Here is a 9,702-nt window from a genome sequence, read left to right on the forward strand (position 1 = left end):
ACACTGTAATTGCCCGCTACAACCACACGAGATGGGATGGCTCCATGGAGCGCTGGACCGCAATGAAGGCGCATTACCTCAGCCCGCTGTTCCAGCCGAACAATATCGTGGTGATCGGTGCATCCGAAACCACGGATTCGGTTGGTGCCCGCGTGTTCCGCAACCTGCTCGATGCACCCTTCAAGGGCGCTCTGTTTGGTGTGAACCTGCGGCATGGCGCGGTGTTTGGCGAGCGGGTGTACGACCGCATCGCGGCGGTGCCGGTCGATGAGATAGACCTGGCTGTCATCACCACGTCGGCCCGCACCCTGCCGGGGTTGATGCGGGAGTGCGGCGAGCGTGGGGTGAAGATGGCGCTGGTGCTGTCGCGCGATTTTGTGGCGGTGGATTCCAGCAATCGCGCCCTGCTGGAAGAGGCGGTGGCCATGGCGCGGCAATACGGTGTGCGCCTCTTGGGCCCCAACCTGCTGGGCATGATGCGGCCATCGCAGGGGCTGATTGCTGCCAACTACCAGGGGCATGTGAAGCCGGGCAATCTGGCCCTGGTGTCGCAGTCCAGCTCGGTGGCCAGTGCCATTCTGGATTGGGCCGAAGCCCATGAGGTGGGCTTCTCGGCCGTGGTCTCCATGGGGGCGGCGGCGGATGTGAACTTTGGCGAGATACTGGACTTTCTGTCGCAGGACTCCCAGACACGGGGCATTTTGCTGTACCTGGAGGATGTAGGCGAGGCCCGTGGCTTTATGAGCGCGCTGCGTGCCGCTGCACGACAGAAGCCGGTGGTCTGCCTCAAGGTGGGACGTGACCCCAACCCAACAGACCATGCCGCCCGTACGCATTCTTACCGGCTGATAGGGCGGGACGATGCGTTTGATGCCGCATTGCGCCGGGTAGGCGTGTTGCGGGTGCCCACCATGGTGCACATGAGCATCGCCATCCGCATGCTGGCGGCCAACTACCGCACGCGCGGCCGCCGGCTGGCGGTGATTTCCAATGGCTATGGCGCCGGTCGTATGGCGGTGGACAGAGCGCGCGAGCTGGGGGTGGAGATGCCCAGGCTGGATGCAGCCACGGTGGCCTACCTGGATCAAACGCTGCCGCCCATAGGCAATCACGATAACCCGGTGGATATTCTGGGCGATGCGCCGCCAGAGCGCTTTCTGGTGGCTGCCGAGGCCTGTCTGGCTGACCCGAATGTGGATGGCGTACTCGTGGTGCTGACCCCGCAGGCGGGGACGGATCATCTTGCCACGGCGGAGCGGATGATCGCGCTGCGGCGCAAGACCGACAAGCTATTGATGCTGGTCTGGCTGGGGGACAAGAAGATCGCCTTGTCCCGCAAGTTGCTGGATCGGGCCCATATGGCGTATTTCTTCTCGCCCGAGCATGCGGTGGAGGCGTTTGCCAGCCTGGCGGCCTGGAATTACATACAGGAGCTGAGCCTGCAGACCCCCGGCCCGCTCAGCAGCCGTAGCGAGCCCCATGTGGCCCAGGCCAGGCAGGTAATAGCGGGTGCCCTGGCGGCTGGACGCAGCCTGTTGACCACGGCGGAGTCGCTGGTGGTGCTCGATGCATTCCATATTCCCCATCCCCCCACCCTGCCAGCGGCGACGCCGGAGGAGGCGGTGGCGGCTGCTGCCCGTATCGGCTTGCCGGTGGCCTTGAAGATCGATGCCGACAACCTGATACATAAAAGCGATATCGACGGCGTGCTGCTCAATCTCAATTCGCTGGAGCAGGTGGCCGATAATGCCGAGGCCATGCTGGCCTACGCCCGGCAGCGCTTGCCGGCGGACAGCGTGCATGGGCTGGTGGTGCAGAAGATGCATGGCAAGCGCCATGGCCGGGAGTTGATGCTGGGGGTGGCGCGTGATGCGGTGTTCGGGCCCATCATTGCCTTTGGCTCTGGCGGCCTGACGGTGGATGTATTCGAGGATGTGGCGGTGACCTTGCCACCGCTCAATGACATGATTGCCGGCAACCTGATCAAGCGCACCAAGGTGGCCAGGGCGTTGGGGCCGTTCCGCAACCATCCGGCGGCCGATGTCGAATCGGTCAAGCAGATACTGCTGCGTTTGTCCGAGATGGTGTGTGAGCTGCCGGAGATGGTGGAGCTGGATCTGAACCCGGTCGTGGTGGATGAACACGGGGCGGTTGCCGTGGATGCCAGCATAGTCGTGGCGGCATTGCCGCCGGGCTTCCGCCGTTATAGCCATATGGCGGTGCACCCCTACCCGGCACATCTGATCACCCACGGCCAGTTGAAGGACGGCATGGCCTGTGTGCTCCGCCCAGTGCGGCCGGAAGATGCGGATGAGCTGCAGTATTTTGTAAGGGTGGAACTATCGGATGAGAGCCGCTTCAACCGTTTCATGAGCACGCTGAAGCAATTGTCGCCCGGCATGCTGGTGCGTTTTACCCAGCTCGATTACGCGCGCGAGATGGCAGTGGCGGCCACCGTAACGGAGGATGGCAGTGAGCGCATCGCCGGTGTGGCCCGCTATACCGCCAACCCCGATGCCGCCAGTTGCGAGTTTGCGGTGTCCATTGCCGATCGTTGGCAGGGCAAGGGCCTGGGCGTTCAATTGATGGAGGCGCTATTCAAGGCAGCCCGTGATACTGGTTTGTCGTCGATAGAGGGCGATATCCTGGGGTCCAACACGGCCATGCTGGGTTTGATGAAGAAACTGGGTTTTGATATACGCCCCCACCCCGATGACGCAACCCTCAAATGGGTGGTGAAGGCGCTTTAACCGTGACGCAATAGATGAAGGAGTAGGTATGAATCCCACTGCGGTGGCCTTGCTGGGCTACGCCGGCTGGTGTGTGCTGATGGTGCTGTTGTTGATCAATCACCGGGCCTTGTTCCTGCTGCGGGGAGAGCGGGCGGTGAACGGCTTTACTGCCGACAACAAGGGCCTGGGGGATCTGGCCGAGCGTATCGTGCGGGTGCATGGCAACTGCATCGAGAACCTGCCCTTGGTGGCCACCGTGCTGCTGTATGCCATTGCCACCGGCCAGACTGCCGTCACTGATGCGGCGGCGCCTCTGCTGCTGGGGCTGCGGGTGAGCCAGTCGCTGGTACACCTGAGTGGTACGCGGGCCTGGCAAGTGTGGCTTAGGCTGGGTTGTTTCCTGGGGCAGCTGGCCATACTGGCGATGTGGCTGCTGCAGTTGCTGATGAAACTCTGAGCATCTGCCATGGACCCACGGCAATGCTGTGGGATGCCTGAGCTTGCGCCTGGTAGCCTCTGGCGCGCGCCGTCTTTTTGAGTGGGCTTCAGCTTTTCAGCGATGCAGGTTCATCGCAGGCGCTGAAGCGGTACTTAGCGTGGACTGTGGCGCTCCGTTTGGCCATTGCAGTGATGAGCAGGGGTGGTGACGACGGCGCCCAGCTCGCCTGGGGCGGGCTGGGCTTGTCGTGCTCAATGGCGCTTAGTCGAACAGGTCGGCGTCGGCCAGGAGTTTGCCCTGCTGATCCTTGCCGGACAATTGCGGCTCGCCGTCGAACTCCCAGTCTATGGCCAGTGCCGGGTCGTTCCAGGCGATGCAGCGCTCATGCGCAGGGGCGTAGTAGTCGGTGGTTTTGTAGAGAAACTCGGCGGTCTCGCTCAAGACCACGAAACCGTGGGCAAAGCCTGCAGGCACCCAGAGTTGGCGCTTGTTTTCGGCCGACAGGCGCACGCCCACCCACTGCCCGAAGGTAGGGGAGGACTTGCGTATGTCCACTGCGACATCCAGTACTTCGCCAGACGCAACCCGAACCAGTTTGCCCTGGGCTTGCTGCAACTGGTAATGCAGGCCGCGCAACACACCTCGGACTGATTTCGAGTGATTGTCCTGCACGAACTCGACATCGCTGCCGGTCAGCTCGCGGAACAGCCGGGCGTTGAAGCTCTCGTAGAAGAAACCGCGTTCATCGCCGAAGACCTTGGGCTCCAGGATGACGACATCAGGTAGGGCTGTGCGTATGGCTTGCATGCGGGTGCTCGATATATTGGTTTAGGCGGCGTTGACAACCTTGGTGTCGGCAATCATGTCGTGTATGCAGCGCTTGTCATCGCGGAAGATGAACAGCACGTCGATGACCGTGAGAATGCCGCCCACTACCGGAATGATGGCCACAACCGAGATGGGCAGGTAGCGGCGCAGCAGCAGCTGGGCCAGGGGCACAGGCTGGTCGCTGGTGCTGACGATACGTATGCCCAGCAGGCTCTTGCCCACTGTCTGGCCTTTGGTATGCAGCAGGTAGCCATGGATGGCGACAAAACACAGAAAGCCCAGGCCTGCCAGCATCAAGGTGGTGCCGAACGAGGGTGTTTGCCCCTTCATGGCCAGCTGCATGGTGCCAAAGGCAAAAGCCAGGGGGATGGCATAGGCCATATTGATCAGCGCATCAATCAGTGCAGCCCATAACCGTGTCCAGCGACTGGCGAGTTCACCGGTACGGGGATCGTCGTCCAGGTTGACGGTCTGGCTGGCGTAGGGATTGATGTTTGGGTCGGACATGTGTGCCTCCTGAAGATGGGCAAGTCTTTTTGATGAGGCAGAAAGATAACAGAGCTGCCGTGGTGTGTGGCAACGGCGGTATAAAATGCCAGCCATGACTGATCGATTCACTATGCTGGATGAGCTGGAGGCGGGATTGCTTGCGCTGGACGCGGGCCATCTGCGTCGCCGTCGCCGTGTGGTGAGCTCGCCGCAGGCAGCCCGCCTGGAGGTGGACGGCAAGCACCTGCTCAATTTCTGTGGCAACGACTATCTGGGCCTCGCCAATGATGTGCGCTTGCGGGTGGCCGTGCAGGCGGGGGTGGAGGCCTATGGCGTAGGCAGCGGCGCATCGCACCTGGTTTGCGGCCACCAGCTGCCGCATGAGCAGCTGGAACAGCGGTTTGCGGCCTGGCTGGGTTTGCCGGTGGCACTCGGGTTTGCGACAGGCTATATGGCCAATCTTGGGGTGATCACGGCGCTGATGGGTCGGGGTGATGCGGTGTTTGCCGACAAGCTCAACCACGCCTCGCTCAACGACGCCTGTGTATTGAGCAGGGCAGATTTTCGCCGTTTTGCCCACAACGACCTGGCGGCATTGGAGCACTTGCTGGCGGCAAGCACGGCGCGGCGCAAGCTGATCGCCGTGGATGCGGTCTACAGCATGGATGGCGATATGGCGCCCTTGCCTGCCTTGCTAGCGCTGGCAGAGCGCTACGACGCCTGGCTGTATGTAGATGACGCCCATGGCTTTGGTGTGCTGGGTGGGGGCCGTGGCAGCTTGGCGCACTGGGGGCTGCGCTCCCCGCGGCTTATCTATCTGGCCACCCTGGGCAAGGCGGCGGGCGTGGCCGGGGCCTTGGTGGCCGCCGAGACGGCGGTCATCGAGTGGCTGATCAATAAGGCCCATACGGCGATCTATACGACGGCTGCACCGGCGGCCATTGCACAGGCCGCCTGTGCCTCGCTGTCGGTCATGGCGGCAGAGGGTTGGCGGCGTGAGCGCCTGCAAGCGCATATCGCCCAACTGCGCGAGGGTCTGCGAACTAGCCGCTATGCGTTGCTGCCGTCGGAAAGCGCCATACAGCCCATCGTGGTGTCGAACAGCGAGCAGGCATTGCGGCTATCGCAGCAGCTATGGGAGCGCGGTATCTGGGTGGCGGCGATACGCCCGCCTACGGTGGCAACCGCCCGGCTGCGGGTGACGCTATCTGCTGCGCATGAGACGACGGATGTGGCGGCCCTGCTTGCCGCCTTGCTTGAACTGGATGGTAATTAGGCATGTCTTTGTATATGGAAACCCTGGGCCAGGGGGCGGATCTGGTTTTGATACACGGCTGGGGCATACATGGTGCGGTGTGGCAGCGGACTGCCGAGCAACTGGCGGCGGATTTCTGCGTGCATATCGTCGATCTGCCCGGCTGTGGCGCCAGCGACATGGTGCATCCCTACGACTTGCCGGCCCTGGCGTCGGCGCTGGATGAGGCCTTCCCCTTGCCGGTGCATGTGCTGGGCTGGTCGCTGGGGGGCGCCGTCGGGACGGAATGGGCGCTGCGCTCGCCCCACAAGGTACGCTCGTTGACGCTGTGCGCCTCCTCGCCCTGTTTCATGCAGCGGCCGGACTGGACCAGTGCAACGCCCGCCGAGACATTGACGGCGTTTGCCGACAGTCTGGCGCGCGACTATGCGGCTACCCTGGATATGTTCCTGGCGCTGCAGGTGATGGGCAGCCAGGATGGCCGCAGTGTGCTGCGGGCCCTGCAAGCCAGCCTGGCGGCGCGGCCGGCACCGCAGCGGGCGGCGCTGATGGCCGGCTTGGGCATATTGCAGCAGGCTGATCTGCGCCCACGCATGGCCGAGGTGCAGTGCCCGGTTCTGCTGCAGTTTGGTGAGCGTGACCGCATGACGCCGCCAGAGGCTGGCCGTTGGTTGGCGCAGGCAATGCAGGGGGAGCTGGTGCTGCATCAGGGAGCCGGGCACGCGCCCTTTATTTCGCACGAAGGCGAATTCGTGGCGGCGCAGCGGCGGTTTCTGGCGGCCTTATAAAGTACCCGTTGAGGGCGTCATCGGCGGCTGCGCTAGCAGATTGCCCGGGGGAGTGACACCGGGTGGCGGATGGACGCCTCAGGATGCTTGGGCTGCTTATGACATGGCGGCGCCGACTGCCTGGCGAACGGGTATGCCCTCAGGGTTGAAGCCCTCAAGGCAGTGAACGTTGATGCCAAGATGGTCGGGGGTGACGCGCTTGCGGTGGAAGGGATAGATACCGCAGACCTTGCAGAAGAAGTGTCGTGCTGTCTTGGTGTGGAACTGATACTCGGTGAGCGAGTCGTCGCCGGCAAGGAGTTTGAAGCTGCGCTCGTGCACCTTGACCATGAGTGCGTTCTTCTTCTTGCAAATGGAGCAGTCGCACATCGTCAGTTCAGGGAAGTCTGTCTCGACTTCGAATTGGACTGCGCCACAGTGGCATGCGCCACGGTAAGTTTGAAGCAGGTGGGATGGCATGTCTAGTGGGCTTTCTGAGCTGGAAATTGCTGCGGCAGGCTGCCGCGTCAGCCTTAGCGCTGCTGTTGTACGCTTGATGGCACGCGGGATGCTGCTTGGCTGACGCGGTCAGGGCATGCTCAGGCAGCTTCCTTTTTGACGCCACGGCCCATGAGGCCGGCAATGGCTTCTGCGGCGGGTAGGCCGTCGAACAGCATGCGGCAGACAGCCGCGGTAATTGGCATCTCGACCTGCTGGCGCAAGGCTTGCTGCTGCACCGCCTGGGCGGTATTGACGCCTTCGGCCACATGCCCCAGGTTCTGGATGATCTCGGCCAGTGGTTTGCCTTCGGCCAGCAACAGGCCCACTTTGCGGTTGCGCGATAGGTCGCCGGTACAGGTGAGTATCAAGTCGCCCAGGCCGGACAGGCCGGTAAAGGTTTCCGGACGGGCGCCCAGTGCCACGCCAAAGCGGGTGATTTCGGCCAGGCCGCGCGTCAGCAAGGCAGCCCGGGCGTTGTGGCCCAGCTTCAGGCCATCGCTGACCCCGGCTGCAATGGCCATAATGTTCTTGACCGCGCCGCCTATCTCGGCGCCGATGATATCGGTGCTGGAATAGATGCGCAGCTTGCTGGAATTGAGGGAGGCCGCCATGCTGCCGGCGAAGACTTCGTCCTCCGAGGCCAGGGTCAGCGCGGCGGGCAGGCCGGCGGCCACTTCCTGGGCGAAGCTCGGGCCGGTGAGTATGCCGCGCGGCACCGAGGGTGGCAGTTCGGCATCGGCGACTTCATGGGCCGGTTGCTGGGTGTCGGCCTCCAGACCTTTGCAGGCCCATAGTACGGGCGCCTGGTTGCCCAGTGCCGTGAGGGCGCGCAGCGAGGGCCGCAGGCCGGCGGTCGGGGTGACGATCAAGACCAGCTCGGTGCCTGCCAGCGCACGCGGCAGGTCTGATTCCAGGGCCAGGCCGGCGGGGAAGCGTTGGCCGGGCAGGTAGCGGCTGTTCTCGCCGGCCTGCTGCATCTGTGCAATTTGCTCGGCATTGCGGGCCCATAGGGTGACCTGATGCCGCTCGGCAAAGCTCATGGCCAGCGCGGTACCCCAGGCACCAGCGCCCAATACGGTAAGTTTCATAGGCCCCAGACCTCTTCTATACGGATATAGCCTTGCGCGCCGTCGCGATGCCTGACCTTGACCCAGCCCGTCTTGCCGGTCTCGAGCAGTTCGAAAATGACGCTCTTGTCGGCGACGAACAACAGGGGAGACTTGAGGTCGGCGGCACCATGTATCTCGGCCCGGTTTACCGCGATGACGACATTGCGCTTGGCGCTGAGCGTGGCTTTGGCCACCCAGGCCAGCGTACCCGACTGATCGCGCACCCTTAGCCAGTCCTTATTGTCGACCAGCACTTCCACCGGCAAGCCTTTGCTGGCGACGAACAGCTTCTTGGCCTGGAGCGAGGGGGCATCATAAAAAACCGCGCCGTGTTCCGCCACCGAGCGGAACTCCAGCGCGGTGGCGGAGAGGGCGGCCAGGCCAGCAAGGCTGGCTGCCAGATACTTACTGAACAGTTGCGGGCGCATCTTGGCTGGCTGCCTGAGCTTGACGCTGGCTGTACAGCTGTTCGAAATTGATGGGTGCCAGGATGACGGGCGGGAAGCCGGCACGGTTGATCAGATCCGACACCACTTCGCGCACATACGGGAAAAGGATGTTAGGGCAGGCGATACCGAGGATGGGCTCGAGATCTTCATTGGGGATGTTGCGCACCTGGAAGATACCGCCTTGGGCCACTTCGGCCAGGAATACCGTCTTCTCGCCCACGCGAGCCGTCACGGTGACGGTGAGCATGTTCTCGTAATAGCCTTCGTCGATAGCCTTGCTCTCGGTATGCAGCTGCATTTCGATTTCAGGCTGATTGGCTTCGAGGTAAATCTGCGGTGCGTGGGGGACTTCCAGCGACAGGTCTTTGACGAAGAGTTTTTCGATGGAGAAAACGGGTTGTGCTTGCTGATCGCTCATGGCGACTCCTGCTGAAAACGATTGAACTGTTGATAAGAAATGGCGGGCGAATCATCGCAGATTCAGACAGCATATGCCATGTTTAGCGACCAAGCAGGGTGTCGAGCTTGCCGGCGTGATCCAGTGCGGCTAAGTCGTCGTAGCCCCCTACGTGGAAGTCGTCGATATAGATCTGTGGCACGGTGCGGCGACCGGTGCGTAACATCATTTCATCGCGGCGGGCGGGATCGAGGTCCACACGTACCTTCTCGTCGATGGCAACGCCCTTGCTCTTGAGTAGCTGTTCGGCACGTATGCAATAGGGGCAGACGCCTGTGCTGTACATGGTGATGGTAGGCATACGTTTTCCTGACGGTATGTTCGGGTTGGCTGCGCAGTTGCAGCCTCTCTGCTGCTTAAGTTGTGGGCGGGGCTTGTGATTTTCAAGTGGCCCATGCTATTCGCGCGTTCACTAAGCTTATATAGTAAATTTCGATCACCACACCCCCGAACGCCCCGCTTGCGGGGCGTTTTGCATGGTTTTTTGGGTTTTCTCGGTTTTTCTGCAGGGCGTGATGTTCCGCTGCGTACGAGTTAGCGCGGGTTTTGGCTGTGAAGCGATAAAAAGAGGGTGTTGCGGAGATATTACAGATCAGCGACTTAGGCGTGTTGGTGCGGAAAGTAGCGGAATTTTGCGGAGGAGGTGTTGACGTGTTCGGGGAGGGTGCGTATAGTT

General features: G+C 62.2%; 12 protein-coding genes. 4 read left to right on the top strand and 8 right to left on the bottom strand.

The window, feature by feature from the left end:
* Nucleotides 1-44 precede the first annotated feature (44 nt).
* Nucleotides 45-2,750, top strand: a complete 2,706-nt coding sequence (locus QQK16_RS15005) for a bifunctional acetate--CoA ligase family protein/GNAT family N-acetyltransferase (RefSeq protein WP_284197284.1) — start codon at nt 45-47, stop codon at nt 2,748-2,750.
* Between the two features lie 28 nt (nt 2,751-2,778).
* A complete protein-coding gene (locus tag QQK16_RS15010) occupies nt 2,779-3,189 on the top strand; it encodes an MAPEG family protein (RefSeq protein WP_284197285.1) in 411 nt (136 codons plus the stop codon).
* 243 nt (nt 3,190-3,432) lie between these two features.
* Here QQK16_RS15010 and rfbC read toward each other — a convergent pair whose 3' ends face one another.
* Nucleotides 3,433-3,978 carry a dTDP-4-dehydrorhamnose 3,5-epimerase gene (rfbC, locus tag QQK16_RS15015; protein WP_284197286.1) on the bottom strand — a complete coding sequence of 182 codons (546 nt, stop codon included), beginning with the start codon at nt 3,976-3,978 and terminating at the stop codon, nt 3,433-3,435.
* A 21-nt stretch (nt 3,979-3,999) separates the two neighbouring features.
* Nucleotides 4,000-4,506, bottom strand: a complete 507-nt coding sequence (locus QQK16_RS15020) for an RDD family protein (protein WP_284197287.1) — start codon at nt 4,504-4,506, stop codon at nt 4,000-4,002.
* Between the two features lie 94 nt (nt 4,507-4,600).
* On the opposite strand from QQK16_RS15020, the gene bioF reads away from it, so the two are divergent.
* Both bioF and bioH read left to right on the top strand, forming a co-directional pair.
* A complete protein-coding gene (bioF, locus tag QQK16_RS15025; RefSeq protein WP_284197288.1) occupies nt 4,601-5,764 on the top strand; it encodes an 8-amino-7-oxononanoate synthase in 1,164 nt (387 codons plus the stop codon).
* 2 nt (nt 5,765-5,766) lie between these two features.
* Nucleotides 5,767-6,531 (top strand): pimeloyl-ACP methyl ester esterase BioH, encoded by a 765-nt coding sequence (gene bioH / locus QQK16_RS15030; RefSeq protein ID WP_284197289.1) that lies wholly within the window; start codon nt 5,767-5,769, stop codon nt 6,529-6,531.
* A gap of 96 nt (nt 6,532-6,627) precedes the next feature.
* On the opposite strand, the gene QQK16_RS15035 is transcribed toward bioH, so the two are convergent.
* From QQK16_RS15035 to QQK16_RS15060, 6 genes are all read right to left on the bottom strand, one after another.
* Nucleotides 6,628-6,990, bottom strand: a complete 363-nt coding sequence (locus QQK16_RS15035; RefSeq protein WP_308447048.1) for a GFA family protein — start codon at nt 6,988-6,990, stop codon at nt 6,628-6,630.
* Between the two features lie 119 nt (nt 6,991-7,109).
* Nucleotides 7,110-8,099 carry an NAD(P)H-dependent glycerol-3-phosphate dehydrogenase gene (locus QQK16_RS15040; protein ID WP_284197291.1) on the bottom strand — a complete coding sequence of 330 codons (990 nt, stop codon included), beginning with the start codon at nt 8,097-8,099 and terminating at the stop codon, nt 7,110-7,112.
* Entirely contained in the window at nt 8,096-8,548 is a 453-nt protein-coding gene (locus tag QQK16_RS15045) for an SH3 domain-containing protein (protein ID WP_284197292.1), read from the bottom strand. Before QQK16_RS15045 ends, QQK16_RS15040 begins: the two co-directional genes overlap by 4 nt.
* Complete coding sequence (gene secB / locus QQK16_RS15050; protein WP_284197293.1) at nt 8,526-8,987, bottom strand: protein-export chaperone SecB; 462 nt, start codon at nt 8,985-8,987, stop codon at nt 8,526-8,528. Before secB ends, QQK16_RS15045 begins: the two co-directional genes overlap by 23 nt.
* 82 nt (nt 8,988-9,069) lie before the next feature.
* A complete protein-coding gene (gene grxC / locus QQK16_RS15055) occupies nt 9,070-9,327 on the bottom strand; it encodes a glutaredoxin 3 (RefSeq protein WP_284197294.1) in 258 nt (85 codons plus the stop codon).
* Nucleotides 9,328-9,409: 82 nt separating this feature from the next.
* Nucleotides 9,410-9,702 (bottom strand): hypothetical protein (locus QQK16_RS15060; RefSeq protein ID WP_284197295.1); only part of this gene is annotated, 293 nt, incomplete at its 5' end.

Origin of the sequence: Chitinimonas prasina (genome assembly GCF_030160395.1) — a bacterium.
Lineage (GTDB): Bacteria > Pseudomonadota > Gammaproteobacteria > Burkholderiales > Chitinimonadaceae > Chitinimonas > Chitinimonas prasina.